The sequence below is a fragment of the Stenotrophomonas sp. B2 genome (assembly GCF_014947095.1).
Lineage (GTDB): Bacteria > Pseudomonadota > Gammaproteobacteria > Xanthomonadales > Xanthomonadaceae > Stenotrophomonas > Stenotrophomonas maltophilia_P.
Map to the genome: position 1 here is coordinate 17,160 of NZ_JADCQA010000017.1, position 25,573 is coordinate 42,732.

Here is a 25,573-nt window from a genome sequence, read left to right on the forward strand (position 1 = left end):
GACACGGAATGCCTACCTACATCAGCGCGGTTTTCAACAAGGATACGCGCACTGTGGAGTTCACCGCCGACAACGGTGACAAGCTCATCCGCAGTGGCGGCTCGCTGGCTTGGCTGCTCAACAACCCCGGCAACCTGCGTCCAGGCGGAAAGTACGCCAAGATGATCGGCCAGGCCGATACGAAGAGCGGCAAGTTCGCCATTTTTCCTACGGCCGAGGATGGCCGCGCCGAGAAGCGCGCACTGCTGCGCCGCAAGTACAACGACATGACGTTGTACAACGCCATGCATACCTATGCACCGGAATCGGAAAACGACACAGCGGCCTATCTGGCATACGTGCGCAAGCGATCTGGTGCCACCGACCAGACGGTCATCAAGGACATGACCGATGAGCAGTTCAACGGCATGATCGCTGCGATGGAGCAATATGAGGGCTTCAATGCAAAGCCTGAGACACGCAAGGAACGGATCGTGCACGCCACGCAGGTCACCTTGTCTGACGGCGCCCGACCGATGCCGGCAACGCCCGTGATCGTGCGTAGCAGCAATACGGGCGAGAAGAAGGTCACCACCAATGAGCACGGGGCGCTGCCGACATTCATCACCCGCCAGCCAGGAGAAGTGATAGAGCTCTTCCTTGAGGAATCAGGCAAGATTGGAAGCCGAATCGGCCAGTTTGCGCTTCAGCAGGCCTCAGCGTCCCTGGTATTTGCGCGCAACATGATGACGGTCGGCGGGAATTCGCAACCACACACTCCAACGCAGCCCAGCAAGGAGAAGCGCACACCGCTGCGCTACGTGGTGCAGCCAGGCGACACTCTCGCCTCGATCGCCAGCAGGTTCAAGACCTCAGTTGACGATCTGGTGAGCAACAACCATATCCGCAACCGCAACCGCATCTATCCCGGTCATGTGGTTTGGATCTACGGAAAGGCGCCGGCTGACGCAGCCAACGACGGCGCCCCGGCGACTCCAACAAGGTCACGTCAAGCCAGCTACAGCGTTCGCTCCGGCGACACGCTGAGCCGAATTGCAGACCGCCATCACACCAGCGTCGATGCGCTGATGGCCGCCAATCCGTCGATCAGCAATGCCAATCGAATCAACCCTGGCCAGAAAATCACGCTGCCTGTTGGGGTCGAAGCCGTGCCCCCGTCAGCGGCCGGGTCTTCCCGGCGAGCGGGCAACAGCGGGAATCCGCAAACGTCTGATCGGCCCTCGCTGGTGAAGCCTCCGCCGGAAACACCTGCTGCTGTGCGGCCGCCGGCGTCAGTACAGGCACGGGATACCCGAAGTCGCGAGGGCGAAGGCCACCCAATCGCAATCATTCCGTTTTCGCAGAAGCGCGCACCTTGGGTGGAGCACGCCTATGCACAGGCGCGCAAATGGGCGGGCAAGAAAGAGGCTGAGATCAGCCGCACCATCAACTTCCATTCCGAACTCGGCTACGGGAAGCAGTTCACTACGCTGGCCGGAAGCTCCAACGCTTGGTGCGCATCGTTCGTGAACTGGTGCCTTCGCACGGCCGGATACGCTGTATCATCTCCACACCCGTACCGCGCGCGTTCGTTCGCCGCCGACACCACGCGCTTCAGCCAGATCGACGAACCGGTGTTCGGCGCGGTCGCCCTGGTCGGTACGTCGCACGTAGGGTTCGTCTACGCCATGGACCGCGGTCGACCTGTGCTGCTGGGTGGCAACCAGAGCGACCAGATCAATTTTGTCCGCTTCAACCCTGCAACGCTGCGTTACTACGTGCCGAAAAGCTATCTGCCATTCGCGCAGAAGGAACTCAAGGAAACCAAACTCGATGAACTGGCAGCCACGGACCTCAACGCGGCGCTCGGCATTGTCGTGGCCAAAAAGGCTGGCGACAATACGCGCTGATCAGCTGCGACTTGCCGTGCTGGCCGTGCTTGCACTCGGTGCAGTCGGCTGCGGTGCGCCGTCCTCACCGGTTGCAGATGCAGCAGACGATGCCGCAACGAATGCACACGCACTTCCCGGGCAGGTGGCCGTGCCCGCTGGTCGACTGGAGCTGTTGCCCGCCCTGGCAGATGCGGAACTGAAAGACCTCTACTCGGGCACGCTGCTGAAGCAAGTGGTGTTCAATGACATCGACGGGCCGGGCCTGCTGCTTCTTTCGCGCAGCGAGCAGACAGTGCCGGCGCAGGGCGATGAAGAGGCGATGGATCAGATCACGTTGCGTGCGGAGCTGTTCCGGCGCGCCGGACAAGCGGCTCCTTGGGCCTCGCGGTGGAGCGTGGAAGATCCGGTTCAATGCGAAGGTCTGGATCTGGAGGCCGGCTACTTCCTGGACCAGGTGACTGCAACGGACCTGGACAAGGATGGCCGCGCCGAGTTGACGCTGGCCAGCCACAGCTTCTGCGGCGGCGGCGTCGATCCGCAGCAGCTGCGCATTGGGCTTCGCCAGGGCGAGCAGTATTACGAAGTACGTGGTGAATCTCTGGTGGAGGTGGAGGGCGATGAACCCTTCGGCGGCGACCGGCAGGACGATCCCGCGCTGGCTTCGGCTGCGCCCGTGCTTCGCGCGCACGTAGACAAGGTGTGGGAGGCGATCAAGCGCGGAAGCTCACCGTGACGTCGTCACGATGCCAGCGCCAGCATCAGGCTCTCCTGCTGCTGGCGCTCTCCGCTGCCGCGGACGTCGCCATCGCGCGCACTCCGCCGCCCGGCTCGCTGCAACGCGCGTGTGCAACCGCCATCGATGACAGGATCGAACTGGTGCCGGTGGAGGGGAAGCGCGTCAGTGCATGTCCACCGGGGAATGACGAGGAGTGCCCATACAGCGGTCAGCAGGGAAAGACCTTCTTGAACGACACGCCCGATCTCAACAACGACGGGCGCGAGGACGCGATCCTCATCTACTTCGGCAGCAGCTACGGCGATGTCGATGTCGCCGATAAACTGATCCTTGCCCAGTGTGCGGATGGAACCTATATCCGTCTGTTGGAGGGCAGGTTCACGACATTGACGGCCCCTGTCGCGCCGCATGCTGTCTGGCCAGCACTGGACGCGACACGGGACTGCCCGACTGGGCAGAATGACACCATCCGTACCGGGAAGATCCAGCTGCAGTTCGACCCGGCGACGATGCGCTATCGCGGTCCAGCCGGCATTGACCTGATCCAGGTCTGCAGTGAATAGCGACAGATGCGACGCGAAACCGATAGGCCGAATGCCAGGATAATGCTGGGTTGACTTGCAACGTGCAGACGCGCTCCATGCGCTCCGCAGGCGTGAAGGGTCACCGCCAGAACGCGCCAACTTCGTCAGTGCCAGTGCTCCCGAGCCCCCTCCTTTGATCCAACGCATGCCGTCGCCACGGGCAGGGTGCTATGGTGGCGCCACCATCTCGCAGGAGCGCCGCTCATGACCCGTTTCCGTTCCGTCGGCCTTGCACTGGCCGCAGTCGCCACGCCGATGCTGCTCGCCGCCTGTGTGAGTACGCCCGGGCCGGAGGTGAAGGGCACCGGCCGCTGCGACGCCAGCCAGCTTGGCTGGGCAATCGGCCAGCCGGGCAATGAGGAGAACATGCGTCGTCTGTCGCGAGAGAGCGGCGCCGGCCTGGTCAACCCGATCGGCCCGACCACGATCACCACCAAGGATATCCGTCCGGATCGCCTGCGCGTCTACATGGACAAGGACAACATCATCACCGCCGCCCGCTGCGAGTAGCCACCGCGCGGGCGACTGTAGAGCCGAGCCCACGCGCGGCTGCCACTGAACAGCAGCCGAGCGTGGGCTCGGCTCTACACAGAACGCGCGTCGGGCATGGACCAGCGTGACAGGGCTCAGGGTTCGGTATAGCCCGCACAATCCGGCAGTGGCTGGTCGGGGTGAAAACGGCCCTCACTGAAACGGAAAAGACGCGAATAGCTGCACGCCGGGTCCTGCTCGGTGCGCAGGTCCTTCGTCTTCAACGGCCCCTTCGCCAGCGAATCCTCGAAACGCGATGCACCTGCGGGGAAGCGGGTCGCCACCGTCTGGTAACGAAGCACCGGCATGCCCTGCACTGCCGGATCCAGCCCCAGCTTTGCCGAGAATCCATACTCATCGTGGCAGGCACCGGCACGCTGCCTGATGTCCTGCTCGCTGAAGCAGGCACGGATCATCGCGTTGCCCACCCACGGCACGGTCAGCACATCATCGTCCACCTGGATGCCATCCTGCAGGTGGCGAACGCGTGCCAGCTGCAGCGTCGATGCGTCTGCCCCACCGCCGGAGTACATCATGCTGAAGGTGACCGTGGCGCCTACCAGTACGTTCTGGCGGGCACGCGGCTGCGGGTCAATCACGTCCTCATCCGCGCCGACACCGGGTGCCAGGCGTACGATCCACGGCCACAGCTTCAGTTCGCTTTCCTGCGGCACGTCAATGCGGACGTGGTAGCTGTGCGGTTTGCCCTGGCCCGGCACCTTCTCAAGCACTTCCAACACGGTGGGCCGCTGCCCCTCTTCGGCCACCGGTTGCACGCGTACGCACCAGTTGCCGTCCCGGGTGCACTCATAAAGTCCTGCCGGGCCCGCCTCCCGGGTGATCAACACCTGCCCCAGCGGCTCCATCACATTGCCGGCGGCATCGCGCTGCTGTGGCAGGATGGCGTTATGTGCCAGTGCCAGTAGCGGCGTCGCCAACAACACGACGCACAGAAAGGTGCGAGCAACGGCAATGGGCATCGAGGGCGGCTCCGGCATGAGGAATCTCGATGGTAGCGCAGGGAAACCGGGACGTTCGCCAGTCGCTCCAGTCAACCGGAACCCAACCGACGCACTGCCCGGCATAACGGCGCTTCCGACTACGCCCCGCCAGCAGTCCGGAGAATGGCCGGAGGAGCGAAGCCGTCATCAGTTGGCGACTCGAGATTCTCACCATCCCAGCGGGCGTGCCTGATCCACGCCACGGCCTTTTCAGCGAACTCAGCGAACGTGGAAGCAAGAAGGTACTTGGTGTCTTCATCCGCACCAAAGGCAATCATTTGGCCTTCAGCACCGCCGATGTCTGGGTCGAAATCCAATCCCATATGATTGCCACCACCATCGTGGGTCAACGGTATCCAGCGTGCGTTGGTGTACATTGGCTTCACCACCCCACCAGGGCTCGATGCCATGAATTCGGCACAGTGCTCGTTCATGCCGTCGGCCTCGATTTCACGCCAACCTTGCCATTTCCGCAAAATCTCCGTCGCCGAGAGCATCTGACTCCCAAACAGAAACCCGGCCCCATCCTGCCCGTCGTGAATCTTCAGAAGCTGCCTCAGCAGATCTGGCAGGGGGACTCCAAGCTGAGCTTCCAATTCAACCAGTTCGCCTTCAGAGGCTCCCGACCGTAGCTGTACTTCATTCAGACAGCCCTTCTCGAAAAGCGACGCTTTGATGGAAGCCCATATCTGATCTGCGCTCTGCATTGATCCTGTATCCGTCTCAGCCAGGATTTCAGCCTAGTACCAGCCCGATCACTGAGGAATGCAAGAAATCCGAATTCTCAGCGGGTACGTCACGGATGCCCATCGCAGTCGCAGCCACCCCAGCCCTTGGCCTTCGAAGTCTGCCCGATGCCCGGGTTGAAGGTGTTGCTCGGGTCCAACTGTCGGTAGAACCCAGCCAGCGCCGGCTTGGCCGGGTACAGGTGACCGACGTTGTGCTCGGCCGGATACTCGGCCCCGCGCCGGTCGAGCAGTGCCCACATCGCGTGCTCGATCGCCATCGGATCTTCGCCCTTGCGTGCGATGTAGTCCTGGTGGAACACGTGGCACAGGAAGTGGCCGTAGTACAGTTTGTGCAGCAGGCGGCTTTCGATGGCGGCGGGCAGCTGCTCGAACCAGTCTGCGTCGTCGCGACGCAATGCGATGTCGAGCGCGACGATGTCCTGCACCTGTTGGCGATGCACCTCGCGATAGCGCACGGCAGCACCGGCCACGGCAAAGCGATGCAGGAAGGCCTTGCGCCCTTCTTCGGCCGTGCAGTGGAAATAGCCGCCTTCGTGCTCGGCGAAGAATTGCTGCAACCAGGCCTCGGTCTCCGCTGCATCCTGTGCGGAGACCTTCAGCAGCAGATGATGCTCGTAACGCTGCCGGAACTCGCCCATGCGCTGGGGCAGGTGCGAGGGCAACAGGCCGGTCAGCACCTGCATCACCCGGTCGGTCACGCCGCGCAGGCCCAGCCGCTCGAACCAGCCGTCAACCCTGCTCTTCAGTGCAAATGCCGCGGGCACCCGTGCGGTCCCGAGCCGGTCGATCAGCAGGAATGTGTCCTTTCCATAGCGCTCGCCGATATCGTAGGCGTCTCGGTGGATGTACTCACCGGCGATCGGCAGGCGATCGAAGCCGGTCAGCAGTTGGCGGCGGATGGCGGTGAAACTCCCGGTACGGTTGCTGCCGATGTAGAAGACCTCGGCGGGCTCCTTCTCAAACGTATCCAGGCGCACCGCGAACACCGCCAGTTTGCCGGCTGAACCCGCCGCTTCGTAGTGACGACCGGGATCGGCATTGAAGCGCGCCGGTGTATCGGCATCGACCCTGCGCACCTCGTCGGCGTAGCGCGGGTCGGACGCGGAACGGCCGTCGCCGTCGCTGACATCGGCGGCATCGTAGTCACCGGCCTGCAAGCGCTGCAGGATCTGCTCGGGCGTATCGCCCAGCGCGATGCCCAGGTGGTTGACCAGCTGCAACCGGCCCTGCGCATCAACCTGCGCATATAGCGCCAGCTCGGTATAGGCGGGGCCACGCCGCACCAGCGCACCGCCGGAGTTGTTGCAGATGCCGCCCAGCACCGAGGCGCCGATGCAGGACGAGCCGATCACCGAATGCGGCTCGCGCCCCAGCGGCGCCAGCGTCTGCTCCAGCCGGTCCAGGGTGGCGCCCGGCAGACACACCACCTGGCGGCCCTCGTTCAACAACTGGATGCCGGTCAAGCGCAGGGTGCTGACCAGCACGACCGGGCGCCCATAATCATTGCCATACGGGGTCGAGCCGCCGGTCAGGCCGGTATTGGCGGCCTGCAGGATGATCGCTGCCCCACCCTGCACCGCCGCCTGCAGCACACGCCACAATTCCAGCAACGTGCCCGGACGCACCACGGCCAGCACCGCGCCGTCGCCGAAGCGATAGCCCCGGCGGAAGCGGCGGGTCGCCTTGTCGCGGGTCAGCACATGGCGGCTGCCGACAGCAGCACGCAGCTGCGACAGCATGGCCCCGTGGCCAATCATGGCAGCCGCACCAGTGAATCTCGGCCGATGTCGGTAATGCGGTGTGCGCCGGTCAGCGTCATTGCCACGCGCATCTCCCTGGCGATCAGGTCCAGCAGGTTGGCCACGCCGGCCTCACCCTGCGCCGCGAGCGCATAGACGAAGGCCCGCCCCAGCAGCACGGTGTCAGCGCCCAGCGCCAGCATGCGCACCACGTCCAGTCCGGTGCGGATGCCGGAATCGGCGAGGATCTTCAGGTCGCCCTGTACCGCGTCAGCGATGGCCGGCAGCGCGCGTGCGGTGGACAGCACACCATCGAGCTGGCGCCCCCCGTGATTGGAGACCACGATGCCGTCGGCACCGAATGCAACCGCGTCGCGTGCGTCTTCCGGGTCGAGGATGCCCTTGATCACCATCGGTCCCTTCCAGAACTCGCGGATCCACTCCAGGTCCTTCCACGAAATGGATGGATCGAAGTTGCTGCCCAGCCAGCCGATATAGTCCTCCAGCCCGGTGGGGTTGCCGCGATAGGTGGAGATGTTGCCAAGATCGTGCGGACGTCCGAACAGACCCACGTCCCAGGCCCAGCGCGGATGGGTGATGGCCTGGCCGATGCGGCGCAGCGGAGCATTCGGACCGCTCATGCCGGAGTGCGCGTCTCGATAGCGCGCACCCGGTACCGGCATGTCCACGGTGAACACCAGCGTCGTAACGCCCGCCGCCTGGGCGCGCTCCAGGGCGTTGCGCATGAAGCCGCGATCGCGCAGCACGTACAGCTGGAACCACATCGACCGCTGGATCGCCGGGGCCACTTCCTCGATCGGGCACACCGACACGGTGGACAGGGTGAACGGAATGCCGCGGCTGTCAGCTGCCCGCGCCGCCTGCACTTCACCGCGGCGTGCATACATGCCGGTGAGGCCGACCGGCGCCAGTGCCACCGGCATCGCAAGCGTCTCGCCGAACAGCTCGGTCTCCAGGCTCAGGTCGGACATGTTGCGCAGGATGCGCTGGCGCAGTGCGATGTCGGACAGATCCGAAACGTTGCGCTTCAGCGTGTGCTCGGCATAGGCGCCGCCATCGATGTAGTGGAACAGGAACGGCGGCAGCCGGCGTTTGGCTGCGGCGCGGTAATCGGTGGAGGCGGAGATGATCATGGGGTCAACCGTGTGGGGAAGGCAGGCGCGAGGCCCGCGCGCGCCGGGCTTCGTTGTCGTCGAGCGTGCGCAGCGTGGTGTGCACGAACTCGAGGTGGGCATGCGCGGCGGCGCGCGCGCGCTCCGGATCACCGGCCAGCACCGCATCCATCATCTCGCGGTGCTGGTCGGACAACGGCGAGAAGGTCCTCGCCGAGGTATAGAGTTTCTCGCGGCTCTGCGAGATGTTGGTCTGCAGCAGATCGAACAGGCCACGCATCACCTGCAGCAGCACCAGGTTGTGCGACGCTTCGGCGATGGACAGGTGGAAGGCCGCATCGGCCTCCGCCTCGCCTGAAGGATCATCCTTGCCATGCGCATCCATCATGGTCTGGAAGGCCTGGGCGATGCGCGCCCGATCCTCGTCGGTGGCACGCAGCGCTGCATGCCAGGCCGTCGCTCCTTCCAGCGCGTGACGGATCTCCAGCACGTCGAAGCGGTATTCCGGGTCGCCCTGGAACAACGGCAGGTACGGAGCCAGGGATTCATCCAGCGCCTGCCGCGCGCGCGTGGCCGGCTCCGCCACGTAGGTGCCGCCGCCCACGCGTGCACTCAGCAGGCCCTGGCTGGACAACTGCGCGATGGCCTCGCGCAGCGCCGTGCGCGAGACACCCAGCTGCACCGCCAGCGCGCGCTCGGCCGGAAGCCGGTCACCCGGCTGCAGCTGCCGCTCCTGCACCAGACCACGCAGCTGCGCGGCCACCTTGTCTGAAATCCGTTGCGTGCTCATGGCGCCATTGTGGCCCGAAGCGCCTGGCAGGTGCGGCCCATGCTGCGCGGATAGGTCGTCGGCTGCATGGCTCAGGGAATCATCCAGGTCAGCCAGTACGCCTGCGCGGTGGTGATCAGGCCGACCATCACGGTGAAGATCAGACTGTGCTTGACAGTGAAGCGGAACAGGTCCGATTCCTTGCCGGCCAGGCCGACCGCGGCGCAGGCGATGGCAATCGACTGCGGCGAGATCATCTTGCCGGTGACGCCGCCGGTGGTGTTGGCCGCCACCAGCAGCACCTCGGACACGCCGATCTGCTGCGCAGTGGTGGCCTGCAGGGCCGAGAACAGCGCGTTGGAGGACGTGTCCGAACCGGTCAGGAACACGCCCAGCCAGCCCAGGAACGGCGAGAAGAAGGTGAATGCCTTGCCGGTGTGGGCCAGCGCCAGCGCCAGCGTGGCCGACAGGCCCGAATAGTTGGCGATGAAGGCGAAGGCCAGCACCATGCCGATCGAGTAGATCGGTGTGCGCAGCTCGCGCACGGTCTCGCCGAAGGTCTGCAGCGCCGCCTTGGCCGGCATGCGCAGGGCGAGGATGGCAATCACTGCGGCGAGGATGATCGACGTGCCGGTGGCCGAGAACGCGTCGAATTTATAGACCGCCTCGTAGCTCAACGGCGCAGGCACGATCGGTGGCATCTTCTGCACCATCTGGTCCAGGCCCGGCACCGGGATCTTCAGCACCCAGCTTTCCAGCGGGCCACCCGCCGCGAACAGCGACTTGAACGGCTTGATGCTCCACAGCGTGACCATCGCGGTAAGGATCAGGAACGGCGACCAGGCCTTGGCGATCTGGCCAACGCTGTAGCGCGGCGCTTCCAGCGCCTGGGCGGCCGCCTCGGCGCTGGTTTCGGTATCGAAGCGGAAGATCCGTACCGGCTTCCAGCGGCGCAGGAACAGGGTCAGGCACACCAGCGACGCCAGCGACGCGGTGATGTCCGGCAGCTCCGGCCCGATGAAGTTGGAGGTCAGGTACTGGGCAATGGCGAACGACCCGCCGGCCACCAGCACCGCCGGCCAGGTTTCCCTGACGCCACGCCAGCCATCCATGATCGCCATGATCCAGAACAGCACGATGATGGTCAGGAACGGCAGCTGGCGACCGGCCATCTGGCCGATCTCGAAGGCCTCCAGCCCGGTGACCTGTCCCGCCACGATGATCGGAATGCCCATCGCACCGAATGCCACCGGCGCGGTATTGACGATCAGGCACAGGCCCGCTGCATACAGCGGCTTGAAGCCCAGCCCGACCAGCAGCGCTGCGGTGATCGCCACCGGCGCGCCAAACCCCGCCGCGCCTTCCAGGAAGGCACCGAAGGCGAAGCCGACCATCAGCATCTGCAGGCGCTGGTCTTCGGTCACCGACAGGATCGAAGCACGGATGATGTCGAACTGCCCGGTCCTGACCGAGACCTTGTACAGGAACACCGCGCCGATGATGATCCAGGCGATCGGCCACAGCCCGTAGACGAAACCGAAGCCGGCCGCGCCAAACGCCTGGGTCAGCGGCATGCGGTAGAACAGCAGGGCCACGGCCAGTGCGATGGCCACGGTGATCGTGCCGGCCAGCCAGCCTTTCATGCGCAGCACGGCCAGGGCAACGAAGAAGAACGCGATCGGCAGCAACGCGATCAGGCTGGACAACCACAGGTTGCCGGCGGGGTCGTACAGGTGTTGCCAGGGCTGCATGGAGGCTCTCGACGGGGGCGGAATGTTTCCCCACCGCATGCGGTGGGACGCCGTGGTCACGATTATTGGTATTACCAATAATCAGATTCATCGGACCACTTGAAGCGGATTGAACCGCCATTTCGACGAAGAGCCTATTAGACCATAGAGTTACCGGGCATATTGGTATTACCAATAAAGCGCCACATGACAGAAGCTCGAAGGTGCTGCCCCGCTAGAGCCTGTCCGCCAACCGTCGCATCACCGCCAGCACCAGCAGGCACAGCACGCTCACACCAAGGGCGATGACGTACTTGCCGATGCCCACCGCAATCCCGATGGCGGCGGCCATCACCAGCGAACTGGCCGTGGTCAGCCCGCTGACCTGGTCCTCGCGGCTGCCACGCAGGATGGTGCCTGCGGCAACGAAGCCGACGCAGGCCACCACCGCTTCGATCAGGCGCACCGGGTCGACCTGCAGCAGGTCGCGGTAGCGCTCCTGCTGGAAATGCTCGGCCACGGAATCGCCGAGACCGACGATGAGGGCTGCGGCGCCGGCAATCATCATGTGCGTGCGCAGGCCCGCCGCATGCTTGCCCATCTCGCGCTCGATACCGAGCACGCCACCGAACAGCATCGCGGCGGCCACGCGCAGCAGGATCGATACATCCTGGTTGAGTTCCATCGACGTCTCCGGGAGTTTCCCGGAGCGTTGCGCGTCAGCCGTCGGATCGCGGTGAAGGACGCACCACGGCCCGTTCACCCGGTAGCGCCGGGCCATGCCCGGCACCACCGTCCCTGCGGTCACCGCATCACTGCGCCAGATAACCGCCATCGATCGCGTAATAGGTGCCGGTCGCGAACGAGGCATCGTCGCTGGCCAGCCAGGCCACCAGCGCCGCCACTTCCTCGGCCTTGCCCAGGCGCTTCAAGGCGTGGCGGTCTTCCAGCGTGGCGCGCACCTTCGGATCCATCTTCTCCAGCAGCGGCGTGGCGATGAAGCCCGGCCCCACCGCGTTGACACGGATGCCATCGGCGGCGTGCTCCCACGCCGCGGTCTGCGTCAGGCCGACCACACCATGCTTGGCCGCCACGTACGCGGTCGAACCGGCATAGCCCACCTGGCCCAGGATCGAGGCCATGTTGATGATGCTCCCGCCCTTCCCGGCCGCGCGCATGGCCTGGATCTGCGCGCGCTGGCACAGGAATACACTGGTCAGATTCACATCGACCACCCGCTTCCAGCCATCGATGGGATAGTCGCCGCTGCTCGCCGCCGGGCCGCTGATGCCGGCGTTGTTGACCGCGACGTGCACGCCGCCCAGCTCCTTCACTGTGCGCTGCACCGCCGCCTCCACGGCAGCCTCATCCGTGACATCCAGGGCGATGCCGATGGCGCGGCTGCCACGCCGGGCCAGCGCTTCCACGGTAGCGTCCACCGCGTCCTGCTTCAGGTCCCACACTGACACCGCAGCACCGGACGCTGCCAGCAGTTCGACCACGGCCAGGCCGATGCCGGAAACGCCACCGGTCACAATCGCCGTCTTGCCGCCGAGCTGATAGTCGATCATCTGTGTTCTCCATCTATCGGGAATCGATGTGGACACGCGTCCACCCGCGGCCCACGGTACGCCCCGCCGTGTTACGGCCGCGCCACTTCCCGGCGCTGCAACGAACCTTCCCATCGCTGCAACGCGTTCGACCGTATGCTCGACCTCACCCTCCCCTGCTGTGGAAACTCCAATGAATCCCGCTGACGCCCTGCTGTTCACGCCCACTCACCTGGGTGACATCGCTGCTGCGAACCGCATCGCCATGGCACCGCTGACGCGCAACCGCGCCCTGCCCGACCGCGTCCCTTCTCCACTGGCGATCACCTATTACCGCCAACGTGCCAGTGCCGGCCTGATCATTGCAGAAGCCACCCAGATCAGTCCTCTTGGCCAGGGCTACCTTGATACGCCGGGCATCTACAGCGCCGAGCAGGTCGCTGCGTGGAAATCCATCACCGACGCGGTACACGCCGAAGGTGGCCGCATCGTGCTGCAGCTGTGGCATGTGGGTCGCATCTCCCACACCAGCCTGCTGCCGGAAGGCGAAGTGCCGGTGGCACCCAGCGCCCTCCGCGCCAACGGCAAGACCTTCACCGCCAATGGATTCGAGGATGTCTCCGCACCGCGCGCATTGGCGCTGGAGGAGATCCCGCAACTCATCGAGGATTACCGCATCGCCGCGCGCAATGCCATTGCCGCAGGCTTCGATGGCGTCGAGGTACATGCAGCCAACGGCTACCTGATCGACCAGTTCCTGCGCGATGGCAGCAACCACCGGGACGATGCCTACGGTGGAAGCATCGAGAACCGTACGCGGCTGCTGTTCGAGGTGGTCAGCGCGGTCGCCGAAGCAATCGGCGCCGGCCGCACCGGCGTGCGCCTGTCACCGGTCACGCCGGTCAATGATGCCCATGACAGCAACCCGCAACCGCTGTTCAACCTTGCAGTGGAGCGCCTGGACACGATCGACGGCCTGGCCTTCATCCATGTCATCGAGGGTGCAACCGGTGGCGATCGGGACAACATCCCGTTCGACTACCCTGCGCTGCGCGCACGCTTCCGTGGCGCCTGGATCGCCAACAACGGATACGACGCTGAGCGTGCCGGGCAGGCCCTTGCCAGCGGCTATGCCGACATGATCGCGTTTGGTCGGCCCTTCATCGCCAACCCGGATCTGGTCGCGCGACTGCGCAGCGGTGCGCCGTTGGCCGAGCTCGACCCGGCCACGTTGTATGGCGGTGGCGAACACGGCTACATCGACTACCCGGCACTGGATGCCTGACGACGGGTGCATGCACGGTCCACCGCGACCGGGCATGGCCCGACGTTGCCCATGGAAGGTGGCGCCGGGCCAGGCCCGGCGTTGCCCGCCCCGTTTCAGTACACCGGCAGATCGATGTAGCTGGCCTGCGCCGCGCTGTGCCAGACCCGCTGCGTGGCCTTCTGGTAGTCGCCCGGCTTGGCCAGGTAGATGTTCGGCACATAGGTCTGCGGGTTGCGGTCATACAGCGGGAACAGGCTCGACTGCACCTGCACCATGACCCGGTGCCCCTTCTGGAAGGTGTGGTTGGCGTTGGGCAGGTCGAAGCGGTAGGGCAGCACCTGGTTCGCCGCCAGCGGCTTCGGATCGCTGAAGCTTTCGCGGTAGCGGCCACGGAAGATCGCCAGTGACACGGGCAGCTCGTAGCCCCCCATCTCCGGCGTCGATGCTTCCTGGTCCGGGTACACATCGATCAGCTTCACCACCCAGTCGCTGTCGGTGCCGCTGGTCGAGGCCTGCAGGTGAACCACCGGCGCGCCGCCGATGCGCAGCGGCGCCGTCAGCGGTTCGGTGATGAAGGTCAACACGTCCGGGCGACCATCGACAAAGCGCTGGTCCTTGACCAGCCAGGTGGTCCACATGTCGCGGTCGCCGAAGCGGATCGGGCGCGGCACGAACGGCACCGGCTTGGCGGGGTCGGACACGTACTCCTCGAAGTCACCCTCGCCCGCCGCTGGCGCCTGGAACGCCAGCTTGCCGCCGGCACGCAGATAGAGCGGCTTGCTGCTGGCGGCACAGCCCTTGTCGCAGCTGCGCGGCCACCCTTTCAGGCGGTCCCAGTGGTTTTCGCCGGTGTTGTAGATCAGCACCGGCGGTGTGTCCGCCTTCGGCGCGCCGTCCACCAGGTACTGGTCGAAGAACGGCTTGAGCACATCGCGGCGGAACTGCAGCGCGGTATCGCCGTCGAACTTCAGCGCGCCCAGTTCGCTGGCGCTGTAGTTCACCTGGCTGTGGCGCCACGGGCCCATCACCAGGTAATTGCGGTTGTTGCCGCTGTCGCGCCCTTCCATCGCCTGGTAGGCGTGGTTGGCGCCCCACATGTCTTCCTGGTCCCACAGGCCCTGCAACCACAGGGTCGGCACCTTCAACGGCGTCTTGGCCATCACCGCATCCAGCGCCTGGCCCTGCCAGAAGGCGTCATACGCCGGGTGCTCGACCAGCTTCTTCCACCAGGTCAGCTGGTCCACGCCGGTGAAACGGGCGTAGTCGCCAGCCGAACCGATGCGCAGGAACGTGCTGTAGTCGTCATAGCCCAGGCTCGGCAGCGGCGTGCCCTTGCCGCGCTTCTCGGTCTGCATCGCGAAGTAGTTGAAGTTGACCTGGCGGAAGGCACCGTAGTTGAGCCAGTCGTCGCCCATCCAGCCATCGACCATCGGGCTCTGTGGTGCCGCCACCTTCAACGCCGGATGCGGATCGGTCAACGCCATCACCACGGTGAAACCTTCATAGGACGAGCCCAGCATGCCGACCTTGCCGTTGCTCTCGGGCACGTGCTTCACCAGCCAGTCGATGGTGTCCCAGGCGTCGGTGGAGTGATCCACCTTGGTGTTGTTCAACGGCCCGCGCAGCGGCCGGGTCATCACGTAATCGCCTTCGGAGCCGTACTTGCCACGGATGTCCTGGAATACGCGGATGTAACCGCTGTCGACGAACACCTCGTCGCCCTGTGGCAGCAGGTCGCGCATGCGCGGCGAGTCACTGCGGTTGGCGCGGCCGGCAGCATCGTAGGGCGTGCGGGTCAGCAGGATCGGCGCGTTACGGGCGCCCTTGGGTACCACGATCACCGTATACAGCCTGGTGCCATCACGCATCGGCACCATCACCACGCGCTTGTCGTAGTCGCGCCCCACATCCGGGGCAACGAAAGGCTTGCCGCTGATGTCCGGGGTCATCGGCGGAGTATCGGCAGCCAGCACGCTGCTGGACAGGCAAAGGGCGATGGCTATTGCAACGGCACGCACACGCATGGACAACCCCTTCCGGCGGGAAAGTTCCAAGCCTACTCCTGACCTGCCCTGTGAAGGGTGTGACGGCTTTGCATTCTGGGGCGGATGCGGGCAGGACTGATGGCACATGTGCCTATGCTGCCGCTGCGCTCGCCGGGCATGGCCCGGCGCTACCGTATTCCTCGGCCCATCGTTGCGCCGCCGGGCATGGCCCGGTGCTACCGCATTCCTCTGCCCATCGTTGCGCCGCCGGGCATTGCCTGGCGCTACCGCTCGTGCGGGTCATGGCGTAGCGCCGGGCCATGCCCGGCGAGCGCAGCGGCAGGCCGCAAACAGACACGGCCCCTTGCGGGGCCGTGTCTGCAAGCGTGAGTACCACGCGGTGTCAGCGCAGCACCTGCTCCACCAGCTGCACGTCCGCGCTCTGCAGCGGTTCGGCGGCATTGCGCGACAGCTGCACCTGGTAGGTGCCACCTTCAATCTTCCACTGGCGGGCCTGCGCATCGTAGTGGGCCAGGGTCTTCGGCTCGGCTTCGATACGGATGCGGCGCTGCTCACCCGGCTGCAGCTGCACCTTGTCGTAGCCGATCAGCCGGATCGGCGTGCTGCTGCCCGCCGGCAGCTTCAGGTACAGCTGGGCCACGTCGGCACCGGCGCGCTTGCCGGTGTTGCGGATGTCCACGCTGGCGACCAGGCGCGAACCTTCCACGCTCACCTTCAGGTTGTCGTAGGCAAAGGAGGTGTAGGACAGGCCATGGCCGAAGGCGAAGGTCGGAGTCAGGCCCTTGGCGGCCATCCACTTGTAGCCGACGTTGGCGCCTTCGATATCGAAATCGAACACATCACCGAACGGTTTGGCCGGCTTGAAGCCCAGGCCATCGATATGCGGGCGCGGCAGCTGCGACTCGTCCGTCACCCAGGTCACCGGCAGGCGGCCGGACGGATTGGCCTGGCCGGTCAGCAGTGCGGCGATGCCCTCGCCACCGCGGATGCCGGGATACCAGGCCTGCAGCATCGCCGGCACCTGCGCCAGCCACGGCGTGCGCACCGGGCCGTTGGTTTCCAGCACCAGCACGGTCTTCGGGTTGGCCTTGGCCACCGCCGAAATCAGCGCATCCTGATTGTCCGGCAGCTGCATGTCCGGCAGATCCACCGATTCGGCGGCCCACTGCGTGGCGAACACGATGGCGACATCCGCCTGTGCGGCGGCCTTGGCTGCAGCCGCGGCATTGTTGCCGTCCACATACGCGATGGTGGCGTCCGGGCGCGCTGCACGCAGCGCCTCCAGCGGCGAGGACGGATGGAACATCACCGGGCCCGGCCAGGTGGTCGGCATCACGCCCGGCACCGCGTTGGTGCCCTTGGCGGTCACGCCCACCATCGACGAACCGCCACCACCGATCACGCCCTTGTCGGCATGGCCGCCGATGATGACGATGCGCTTCACGCTGTCGGCCAGCGGCAACAGGTTGCCTTCATTGCGCAGCAGTACGCTGCCCTCTTCCACCGTGCGCTGTGCCACGGCAAAACCGGCCTCGGCATCAACCTTCTGGTGCTGTGGCGGGTTGTCGAAGTTGCCGTGCAGGAACATCGTGCGCAGGATGCGCGCCACCATGTCGTTCAGGCGCGCCTGCGGCACCACGCCGCCGTGCACGGCCAGGCGCAGCGGCTCGTCGAAGAACACCGCCGCGTCGAACACTTCACCGGCCGACTGCTGGTCCAGGCCGGCCAGCGCCGCCTTTGAGCCACTGTGCACGCCACCCCAGTCGGACATCACGAAACCAGGGAACTTCCATTCCTGCTTCAGCACCTGGTTCATCAGGTAGCCGTTCTCGCAGCCGTAGGTGCCGTTGATCTTGTTGTACGAGCACATCGCCACGCCCGGGCGGCCGGTCTCCAGCGCGATCTCGAAGGCCAGCAGGTCGGACTCGTGCATGGCCTGTTCGCCGATGCGTACGTCATGGAAGTTGCGGCGGGTCTCCATGTCGTTCAGCGCGAAGTGCTTCATCGAGGAGATCACGTGCTGGCTCTGCACGCCCTGGATCAACGCGCCGACCATCGAGCCTGCCAGCAGCGGATCTTCGCCGGCGTACTCGAAGTTGCGGCCGTTGCGCGGATCGCGCTGCAGGTTGACGCTGCCGGAAAGCAGGATGTTGAAACGCTGCTGCCAGGCCTCGCGGCCCATCGTCGCGCCGCCTGCGAAAGCCACTTCGCGGTTCCAGCTCGATGCGGTGGACGGGCCGGAGGGCATGGCGGTGGCGAAGTCGCCGGGCCGGATGCCGCCGGGGTTGGTCACACCGACGCCGGCGTCGGCCGACTGCTGCGAGGGAATGCCCAGGCGTGGCACGCCCGGCACGAAACCGGCCGAACCGACCGCGCCGTCCGGCAGCGGGCCGCCGTCCTTGCCCAGCCCGAAGTAGCTGTGCAGCATCTGGAATTTCTCATCCTCGGTCATCGCCTTCAGCAGCAGCGCAGCGCGGGCGTCGGCGTTGAGGGTGGTGTCCATCCACGGCGCATCGCCCCCCTTGTCGGCGGCATAGGCCAAGGTCAGCAGGGTCGCGCGCAGGGCGCTGCCCTCAACCTTGAACGGCGCACTGCTGGCGGCCTGGAAGCCATCGCTGAAGTAGCTGGCATCGGCTTCCGGGGCCACCCGCGCCGGATCGAAACCGGCAGCCTTGGCGGAATCGCCAGCAACAGCGCCGAGCAGCACCGCCGGCGCACCCAGCCGCGAACGCGACACCAGGGCCGGCAACTGCAGGGCACCCGCGCCGGCATCGGTGTAGACCGCAACGGTGTGGCGACCGTCATCCAGGCGCAGGTAGTTCAGCCCCGGCTGGTCCGGGCCGGATTCCGCCGCGATCGGCAGCCGGGTCAGCACGGCCTGACCGCGCTGGGTCCGGCCATCGTCCTTCCCGGCGGCGATGAAGCGGTATTCGTAGCCCAGGCCATCAGCCAGCAGCTGCAGCGGATCGACCTGGTCGATGCTGCGCTGCACCTGCCGCACACTCACGGCATCCACCTGCAGGGATCCAAGCTGGGTGGCCAGGGCCGGCATCGCTTCGGCCGGCGGCGCCTGCTCCAGGGTCAACACGGTGAACGCGGCGGGATCGGCCCACGCCGGCGCGATGACGGCGGCGGACACGGCGAGGGACAGGGCAAGCGGCTTTGTAAACGTTTTCATCGACGGGCGTAATTCCGTTGCCAAGGCAATCGGTCCAGGGAAAATGCCGCCGAAGGGTGCAGCGTTCATGCCGTACAGGCGTTGCCGGGCAACACCTCAGGCCGGAGGGCGGACCGGTCTGCGCGCGGGACCCTCCTCCCGGCGTGACAACCTGCCTGCCCGGGCCACGCACGTGGCCCAACCTGTGAAGATTGTGCGAGGGCGTTCATGCCTGTCAACAGGACCTAAGGCACAGGCCAGCCCCTGCACGCCGGTTATCAGTCCATCACCGGCGGTCATCAGTAGGGTGCGCGGCGCTGCCGATAATGGAAGCCCCTGGCCACGGATCACGCCCATGAACGTACATCGCGACTTCGACCATCTCTGGCGCGACCGCTGTGACACCTCCAGCCAACGCAGCCCGCGCGTGCTGATCCGCGTATTCGTCGCTCCCGGCGAACTGGAGCGCAGTGTGGCGTTCTACGAGCAGCTGCAGGGTGTGGTCGCCGATGCCGGGTTTCCGTTTCCCGATGCAGGACTGCGCCTGGCCATGGTCGGTGCCTTCCTGCTGATCGAAGGCAGCGAGACCGCACTGGCACCCTTCACCTCGACCACGGGCACCCTGCTGGTCGACGATGTCCGGCCCTATCACGACAAACTGATCGCTGCCGGAGCCGAGATCATCTTCCCGCTGCAGATCGTCCCGACCGGTGCGGCGTTCAATGCAGTCCATCCCGATGGCACCGTGGTCGAGTACGTGCACCACCGCCCGGATCCGCAGGGGCGGTGAGTGCGGGGCACGTTGATCGATGAACCGCGCCCGCTCTTCAGCAACCTGAAACGCGGCGCTCGAATTCATTAGTAATTCTACTCACGAGGCGAGTAGCATGTCCGGTCTCAGCCCTTGATACCGGCCTGTCGATACTCGCTCCATGCCAGCCGTTTCCGACAACTATTGTCGCTCTCAGCCAGCCCCCACGCGTTTCCGGACGGTGGGCTGATGGGTGCGGTCATTGCCCTCGACCGTCTCCTGGACGGTCGCCAGCTATGGCGCGGTCCGGCGCGGCACGGCCCGGCCAGCGACCATCTGGCCAGTGGCCACCCCGCCCTGGATGCACGCCTGCCCGGGGGGGGATGGCCGGCCAGCGGGCTGTGCGAGGTGCTGCAGGGCGCGCCGGGTGTAGGCGAACTGGCGCTGGTCTGGCCGGCATTGGCAAAGCTGAGCCGCCGCGAGCGGCCGATCGTGCTGGTCGCGCCGCCTTACCGGCCGCATGCGCCGGCCTGGGCCGCGGCCGGGCTGGATCTGGCGCAGCTGCAGATCATCCAGGCCGGGCCGAAGCAGGCGCTGTGGGCCACCGAACAATGCCTGCGCTCGGCGGCCTGCGCGGCAGTGCTGTGCTGGCCACAGCAGGTCGACGACCGCGCCCTGCGCCGCCTGCAGGTAGCCGCCGACAGTGGCCAGTGCCTGGGCTTCGTGTTCCGCGAGGCGCGTGCGGCCCGCAACCCGTCCCCGGCCAGCCTGCGCCTGCAGCTCGACCACGGCCAGGTCCGGGTCCTGAAGTGCCGTGGCGGATTGCCGCCGGCACAGCCGCTGCCACTGGCCATCGCCCACTGAGGCGGCCGCATGGACTGGGCCTGCCTGTTGTTGCCGCAGCTGGCGCTGGATTGCGTGCTGCGCCTGCAAGCGGATCCGCAGCGGCCACTGGTGCTGCTGCAGGGGCCGGCGCAGCGTCGCGTGCTGCGCGCCGTCAGCCCTGCTGCGCGTGCAGCCGGCCTGCGTCCGGGCATGCTGTTGTCGGCCGCACAGGTACTGGTGCAGGACCTGCAGCTGCATGACTACGATCCGGCCACCGAGCTGCACACCCGCCAGTTGCTGGCCAGCTGGCTGTACGGCTTCAGTTCGCAGGTCAGCCTCGACTTTCCCCATGCCCTGGTCCTGGAGATCGGTGCCAGCCGTGCCCTGTTCGGCGATTGGCTGGCAATCGAACGGCGCCTGCGTGATGGCCTGCATGAACTTGGATTCCGTCACCGCCTGGTCGCGGCGCCCAATCCCCATGCCGCACGGGTGCTGGCCAACGTGCATGATGGCCTCGGTATCGATGCAGGACAGTTGCCAGCCCTGTTGGCGCAGCTGCCCTTGCCGCGCAGCGGATTGCCGGCCGATGCGGTGACCGTGCTTGGCCGCTCCGGGCTGCGTACGCTGGGGGCAGTGTTCGACCTGCCGCGCGAAAGCCTGGCGCGTCGCTTCGCGCCGGACGTGCTGCAGCAGCTGGACGCGCTGCGTGGCCAGCCCACCGCACCCCTGCGCTACTACCAGCCACCAGACCGTTTCGACGCACGCATCGAATTCGAGTACGAGATCGAATCCAGCCAGGCCCTGCTGTTTTCGCTGCGACGCCTGCTGCTGGATCTGGCGGCCTTCCTGTGCTCGCGCGATGGCGGCGTGCAGCGTTTCGACCTGCATTTCGAACACGACCTGCTGCCTGCCAGCGTGCTGACCATCGGCCTGCTCGCACCCGAGCGCGATGCCGCGCTGCTGTTCGAGATCGCCCGTAACCGCATGGAGGCTTTCCCGCTGCCGGCGGGCAGCCGGGCCCTGCGCCTGCAGGCCGAACAGCTGCCGCCCTTCGTGCCCGCCGCACGCGATCTGTTCGACACCCGCCCGGCACAGGCGATGCCGTGGACCCAGCTGCGCGAGCGCCTGCGTGCACGGCTCGGCGATGACGCCGTGCAGCCCCTTGCCGTGCAGGCCGACCATCGCCCCGAACGCGCCAGTGGCACCCAGGCACCCGCCAGGCCACCGGCGTACTGGCCGCTGCGCCCCGGCTGGTTGCTGGACACACCACAGGTGCTGCGTGACCCGCGGCTGCGCATCGTCACCGGGCCGGAGCGGATCGAATCAGGCTGGTGGGACCACGCCGATGCGCGCCGTGACTACTACGTGGTGGAAACCGCACACGGCCAGCGCGGCTGGGCCTTCCGCGAGCGCAATGATCCACATGCACCGTGGATGCTGCACGGCTGGTTCGGCTGAACCACCATGCATGATGAACTGCCCGGCTATGCCGAACTGCACTGCCTGTCGGCCTTCAGCTTCCAGCGCGGTGCCTCCACCGCCGAGGAACTGTTCGCACGTGCCCGCGGCCAGGGCTACCGCGCGCTGGCGATCACTGACGAGTGTTCGCTGGCTGGCATCGTGCGCGCCTGGCAGGCAGCGAAGACACAGGGCGTGGCGCTCATCGTCGGTGCCGAGTTCCAGGTCGAAGAGGGACCGAAGCTGGCGCTGCTGTGCACCGACCAGGCTGCCTACGCCGGGTTGTGCCAGTTGATCACCACCTGCCGGCGGCGGGCCGGCAAGGGCGAGTACCGCTGCCTGCGCGATGACCTGTCCGGCCTGCCCGACGGCCTGTTGTGCCTGTGGCTGGACCGGCAGCCCGCCGCCACCGATCTGCCACTGCTGCGCGCAGCCTTCAAGGACCGCCTGTGGCTGGCGGTGGAACTGCATCATGAGCACGACGACGCGCGCCGCCTGCAGCAGCTGCAGGCGTTCGGCGAACGCCACGGCCTGCCGCTGGTCGCCAGCGGCGATGTGCACATGCATGTGCGCCGCCGCCGCGCGCTGCAGGACACGCTGACCGCGATCCGTCACCGCTGCAGCGTGGCCGAAGCCGGCTGGCGCCTGTTCCCCAATGGCGAACGCCATCTGCGCCCGCGCACCGCGCTGGCCCGGTTGTACCCCCCTGCACTGCTGGCCGAGACCGTGCGCATCGCCGAGCGCTGCCACTTCACCCTGGACCAGTTGAAGTACACCTACCCGCGTGAACTGGTGCCGGAAGGTCATGACCCGGACAGCTGGTTGCGCGAGCTGGTGGAAGAAAAGATTCCCTGGCGCTGGCCGGAGGGCATCCAGGAACCACAGCGCAGGCAGATCGAGCACGAGCTGGCATTGATCAAGAAGAAGAACTATGCCTCCTACTTCCTCACCGTGCACGACATCGTGCGCTTCGCCCGCAGCCAGGACATCCTCTGCCAGGGCCGCGGCTCGGCCGCCAATTCAACGGTGTGCTTCGTACTGGGCGTGACCGAGATCGACCCCGCGCGCAGCAATCTGCTGTTCGAGCGCTTCATCTCCGCCGAGCGGAATGAACCACCGGATATCGATATCGATTTCGAGCATGAACGGCGCGAGGAAGTCCTGCAGTACGTGTTCAAGCGCTATGGCCGCGAACGCGCCGCGTTGACGGCGGTGGCGATCAGCTATCGCGGCCGCAGTGCGATCCGTGATGTCGCCCGCGCGCTGGGACTGCCGATGGACCAGGTCAATGAACTGGGCGCGGCGATGGACCATTGGGGTGGCAACATTCCGCTACCGGAAACCCTGCGCGAGCGCGGCTTCGACCCGGAGACGCCGCTGATGCGGCGACTGCTGTCATTGACCGCCGAGCTGATCGACTTCCCGCGCCACCTGTCGCAGCATCCGGGCGGTTTCGTGATTTCCGAACACCCGCTGTCGACGCTGGTGCCGGTGGAGAACGCAGCGATGGCCGACCGCACCGTCATCCAGTGGGACAAGGACGATCTGGATGCCACAGGCCTGATGAAGGTCGACTGCCTGGCGCTGGGCATGCTCACCGCCATCCGCAAATGCCTGGCAATGCTGAAGCAGCATGGCCTGCACGAAGGACGCATGGATGCGATCCCGCCCAAGGATGCGAAGACCTTCGACATGATCTGCGCCGCCGACACCATCGGCGTGTTCCAGATCGAATCGCGCGCGCAGATGGCGATGCTGCCGCGCATGCAGCCGCGCACGTTCTATGACCTGGTGATCGAAGTCGCGATCGTGCGACCCGGTCCGATCCAGGGCGACATGGTGCATCCCTATCTGGAGCGGCGGCGGATCCTGCGCGAGCACGGCCCTGATGCACTGAACGATCCACACAATCCGCTCTACCCACCGCGGCTGGAACGCGTGTTCGCACGTACGCTGGGCGTGCCATTGTTCCAGGAACAGGTGATGCAGCTGGCGGTGGATGCGGCCGGTTATACCCCGGGCGAGGCCGATGCCCTGCGCCGTTCGATGGCGGCCTGGAAGCGCCGCGGCGGGCTGGAGCCGCATCGCGAGAAGCTGTTGGCCGGCATGCTGGAGAACGGCTTCAGTCGCGAATACGGCGAGCACCTGTTCGAGCAGATCAAGGGCTTCGGCGATTACGGCTTCCCGGAAAGCCACGCCGCCAGCTTCGCCCTGCTGACCTATAACAGCTGCTGGCTGAAGTGCCATCATCCGGCCGCGTTCACCGCCAGCCTGATCAACAGCCAGCCACTGGGGTTCTACAGCCCCGACCAGCTGCTGCAGGATGCGCGCCGGCACGGCATCATCGTGCTGCCGGTGGACGTGCGCCACAGCGACTGGGACTGCACGCTGGATTTCAGCAGGGGTCCCGCGGCGATCCGGCTGGGCCTGCGCCTGGTCGATGGCTGCAACGAACAGGTGGCACAGGCCATCATGCGCGAACGCGCGCGACGGCCATTCGACGATGTCGGCGATCTGTGCCAGCGCACCGTCCTGGACCGGCGCCATCAGGGCCTGCTGGCCGATGCCGGCGCGCTGCGCGGCCTCAGCGGGCATCGTCATCGTGCGCGCTGGGATGTCTCCGGCGTGGAAAACCGCCTGCCGCTGTTCGATCAGGCCCGCACCACCGCTGAAGCACGCGTGCCATTGCCGTTGCCCAGTGCGTGGGAAGACATGCAGGCCGACTACCGCAGCATCGGCACTACCCTGGGTCGCCATCCCATGTCATTCCTGCGCACGCAGCTGCGCAGCCGCGGCTGCCTCGACGCCGCACAACTGGCCGGCCACGGCCATGGCCGCCGCGTACGCATCGCCGGGCTGGTACGCATGCGCCAGCGTCCCCAGACCGCCAGCGGCGTCACCTTCCTTACCCTGGAAGATGAAACCGGCATGGTCAATGCCGTGGTCTGGCGGCACCTGGCCGACCGGCAGCACCGTGTACTGGTCGATACCCAGCTGATGCAGATCGACGGCCGACTGGAGCGTGTCGATGGCGTGCAGCATGTGATCGTGCAACGCATGCACTGCCTGGATGAACTGCTGCAGGGCCTGCGCAGCCGAAGCCGCGACTTCCACTGAGGACACACCGCGTCACACAGCGAACTGGTCATGAGCGGCCCGCTTCCGTTATCGTCGGCACATCCAAGGAAGGACGATCCGATGCCCCGTGCACTCACGCTGACCACGCTGCTGGTCTCCACCCTCGCCCTGCTCGTTTCCGGCTGGACTGCCTGGAGCCTGCATCGCAGCCAATCGCCGCAGCGGGTGATCGAAGCCCGGGGCCTGGTCATCCACGATGGCGCCGGTCAGGCGCGGGTGATCCTGGGCGCCCCGGTGCCCGACCCGCGCAGTCGCGGCCAGGTGCAGGGAACACGTGCCAGCGCCCTGTCCGGCCTGGTTCTGCTGGGTCCAGACGGCTCCGAACGCGGCGGCTACGGCACGACCGACCACGGTGGCGAAGCCCTGCTGACGCTTGACGACGCAGCCGGCACCACCGAAGTGTTCAAGGTGGTCGCCAACCCCGACCGCGGCGCCAGCCTGATGGTCAAACACCAGAACAACACCGGCGCGATGCTCACCTCCTGGCAGGGCAAGCCGGAGTTGATGTTCGTGGATGACAGCGGACAGTCCTACTACGTGCGCCCCGGCGTCAGTGCCGCGCCCTGAAGGACGCGGGT

At 66.2% G+C, this 25,573-nt stretch carries 20 protein-coding genes; 10 read left to right on the top strand and 10 right to left on the bottom strand.

Annotated elements, in window-relative coordinates:
- The first annotated feature begins 8 nt into the window (after positions 1-8).
- From IMX13_RS17240 to IMX13_RS17255, 4 genes are all read left to right on the top strand, one after another.
- Positions 9-1,889: a TIGR02594 family protein gene (locus IMX13_RS17240; RefSeq protein WP_193396807.1), complete on the top strand. Its 1,881-nt coding sequence runs from the start codon at positions 9-11 to the stop codon at positions 1,887-1,889.
- Positions 1,890-1,905: 16 nt separating this feature from the next.
- The gene (locus tag IMX13_RS17245; protein WP_193396808.1) at positions 1,906-2,604 is read left to right on the top strand and encodes a hypothetical protein; all 699 of its coding nucleotides are present in this window, start codon (positions 1,906-1,908) and stop codon (positions 2,602-2,604) included.
- Positions 2,601-3,170 (top strand): hypothetical protein, encoded by a 570-nt coding sequence (locus IMX13_RS17250; RefSeq protein ID WP_193396809.1) that lies wholly within the window; start codon positions 2,601-2,603, stop codon positions 3,168-3,170. The genes IMX13_RS17245 and IMX13_RS17250 overlap by 4 nt, the downstream gene beginning before the upstream one ends.
- 225 nt (positions 3,171-3,395) lie before the next feature.
- Complete coding sequence (locus IMX13_RS17255; protein WP_053517630.1) at positions 3,396-3,701, top strand: I78 family peptidase inhibitor; 306 nt, start codon at positions 3,396-3,398, stop codon at positions 3,699-3,701.
- A 116-nt stretch (positions 3,702-3,817) separates the two neighbouring features.
- Here IMX13_RS17255 and IMX13_RS17260 read toward each other — a convergent pair whose 3' ends face one another.
- The 8 genes from IMX13_RS17260 to IMX13_RS17295 all read right to left on the bottom strand — a co-directional run bounded on the left by IMX13_RS17260 (position 3,818) and on the right by IMX13_RS17295 (position 12,414).
- Positions 3,818-4,702: a hypothetical protein gene (locus tag IMX13_RS17260; RefSeq protein ID WP_193396810.1), complete on the bottom strand. Its 885-nt coding sequence runs from the start codon at positions 4,700-4,702 to the stop codon at positions 3,818-3,820.
- A 119-nt stretch (positions 4,703-4,821) separates the two neighbouring features.
- Positions 4,822-5,430 (bottom strand): SMI1/KNR4 family protein, encoded by a 609-nt coding sequence (locus tag IMX13_RS17265; protein ID WP_193396811.1) that lies wholly within the window; start codon positions 5,428-5,430, stop codon positions 4,822-4,824.
- Between the two features lie 89 nt (positions 5,431-5,519).
- A complete protein-coding gene (gene dld / locus IMX13_RS17270; protein WP_193396812.1) occupies positions 5,520-7,229 on the bottom strand; it encodes a D-lactate dehydrogenase in 1,710 nt (569 codons plus the stop codon).
- Entirely contained in the window at positions 7,226-8,365 is a 1,140-nt protein-coding gene (gene lldD, locus IMX13_RS17275; RefSeq protein WP_053517634.1) for an FMN-dependent L-lactate dehydrogenase LldD, read from the bottom strand. The genes dld and lldD overlap by 4 nt, the downstream gene beginning before the upstream one ends.
- Positions 8,366-8,369: 4 nt before the next feature.
- Entirely contained in the window at positions 8,370-9,134 is a 765-nt protein-coding gene (lldR, locus tag IMX13_RS17280) for a transcriptional regulator LldR (protein WP_193396813.1), read from the bottom strand.
- A 71-nt stretch (positions 9,135-9,205) separates the two neighbouring features.
- Positions 9,206-10,864 (bottom strand): L-lactate permease, encoded by a 1,659-nt coding sequence (lldP, locus tag IMX13_RS17285; RefSeq protein ID WP_193396814.1) that lies wholly within the window; start codon positions 10,862-10,864, stop codon positions 9,206-9,208.
- A 214-nt stretch (positions 10,865-11,078) separates the two neighbouring features.
- Positions 11,079-11,528, bottom strand: a complete 450-nt coding sequence (locus tag IMX13_RS17290) for an MgtC/SapB family protein (protein WP_053517640.1) — start codon at positions 11,526-11,528, stop codon at positions 11,079-11,081.
- Positions 11,529-11,655: 127 nt separating this feature from the next.
- Positions 11,656-12,414: an SDR family NAD(P)-dependent oxidoreductase gene (locus tag IMX13_RS17295; RefSeq protein ID WP_193396815.1), complete on the bottom strand. Its 759-nt coding sequence runs from the start codon at positions 12,412-12,414 to the stop codon at positions 11,656-11,658.
- A gap of 172 nt (positions 12,415-12,586) precedes the next feature.
- Here IMX13_RS17295 and IMX13_RS17300 point away from each other — a divergent pair, with 172 nt between their 5' ends.
- Positions 12,587-13,678, top strand: coding sequence for an alkene reductase (locus tag IMX13_RS17300; RefSeq protein ID WP_193396816.1), 1,092 nt, complete (start codon positions 12,587-12,589; stop codon positions 13,676-13,678).
- Between the two features lie 95 nt (positions 13,679-13,773).
- On the opposite strand, the gene IMX13_RS17305 is transcribed toward IMX13_RS17300, so the two are convergent.
- Complete coding sequence (locus IMX13_RS17305) at positions 13,774-15,684, bottom strand: CocE/NonD family hydrolase (protein ID WP_193396817.1); 1,911 nt, start codon at positions 15,682-15,684, stop codon at positions 13,774-13,776.
- A 364-nt stretch (positions 15,685-16,048) separates the two neighbouring features.
- On the bottom strand, positions 16,049-18,844 hold the full coding sequence (locus tag IMX13_RS17310) for a glycoside hydrolase family 3 C-terminal domain-containing protein (RefSeq protein WP_111185970.1): 2,796 nt from the start codon (positions 18,842-18,844) through the stop codon (positions 16,049-16,051).
- Positions 18,845-19,178: 334 nt separating this feature from the next.
- On the opposite strand from IMX13_RS17310, the gene IMX13_RS17315 reads away from it, so the two are divergent.
- The 5 genes from IMX13_RS17315 to IMX13_RS17335 all read left to right on the top strand — a co-directional run bounded on the left by IMX13_RS17315 (position 19,179) and on the right by IMX13_RS17335 (position 25,562).
- The gene (locus tag IMX13_RS17315) at positions 19,179-19,613 is read left to right on the top strand and encodes a glyoxalase/bleomycin resistance/dioxygenase family protein (protein WP_053517644.1); all 435 of its coding nucleotides are present in this window, start codon (positions 19,179-19,181) and stop codon (positions 19,611-19,613) included.
- Between the two features lie 210 nt (positions 19,614-19,823).
- A complete protein-coding gene (imuA, locus tag IMX13_RS17320) occupies positions 19,824-20,438 on the top strand; it encodes a translesion DNA synthesis-associated protein ImuA (RefSeq protein WP_193396818.1) in 615 nt (204 codons plus the stop codon).
- Between the two features lie 9 nt (positions 20,439-20,447).
- Complete coding sequence (locus IMX13_RS17325; protein WP_193396819.1) at positions 20,448-21,857, top strand: DNA polymerase Y family protein; 1,410 nt, start codon at positions 20,448-20,450, stop codon at positions 21,855-21,857.
- Positions 21,858-21,863: 6 nt separating this feature from the next.
- Positions 21,864-24,974: an error-prone DNA polymerase gene (locus tag IMX13_RS17330; protein WP_180876980.1), complete on the top strand. Its 3,111-nt coding sequence runs from the start codon at positions 21,864-21,866 to the stop codon at positions 24,972-24,974.
- A gap of 81 nt (positions 24,975-25,055) precedes the next feature.
- Positions 25,056-25,562, top strand: a complete 507-nt coding sequence (locus IMX13_RS17335; RefSeq protein ID WP_053517653.1) for a hypothetical protein — start codon at positions 25,056-25,058, stop codon at positions 25,560-25,562.
- The last annotated feature ends 11 nt before the right edge of the window (positions 25,563-25,573 follow it).